The 608-nt window shown below is 43.3% G+C and carries 1 protein-coding gene; it reads left to right on the forward strand.

The window, feature by feature from the left end; all coding sequences use genetic code 11:
• On the forward strand, positions 1 to 608 hold a 608-nt coding region (locus tag AC1DRF_RS31445; protein WP_477742754.1), incomplete at both ends, for a cation transporter.

Raw genomic sequence — 608 nt, forward strand, 5'->3', positions numbered from 1 at the left:
CTCCTCTTCTTCAGAAGCCGCTTCTACTGAAGAGCCTTCTTCCTGTGGCACAAAGAGTCATGAACACAGTCACAGCTGCTGTTCAGATACGATTGCGTTAACGACCGATAAAGGCCAGCATTCTTGCTGCAGTGATCACGATATAGTACCGGGCGACAGTGACATAGAAGAAAAGGCTGAATACCGCGTATATGGAATGGATTGCCCTTCCTGCGCCGCGACGATTGAAAAAAGTTTAAAAACATTAAACGATATTCAACACGTAACCCTCAACTATAATACAGGAAAGCTCCAGGTAGCGGCGGCAAGTGAGTCAGCTCTGTCACTCATTCCAAGCTCCGTAGAAAAATTAGGGTTTAACATTGAGGCTATCCAATCAAATAAAAAAATTAAAACGTATTTGATTGAAGGAATGGACTGCGCGGCTTGTGCGAACACGATTGTGAATCATTTAAAAACAGTTCCTGCTGTCAAAGATGTACGCGTTAACTTTTCAACGGGAAAAGCACAAATTGAGCACGATAACGAAGCCAATGACATTATTAAAGAAGTATCTAAAGCTGGGTATACCGCTACTTTAGTAACCAGCAGCAGGCAGTCTGCTGAGT

The organism is Priestia sp. P5_B4 (genome assembly GCF_056400385.1).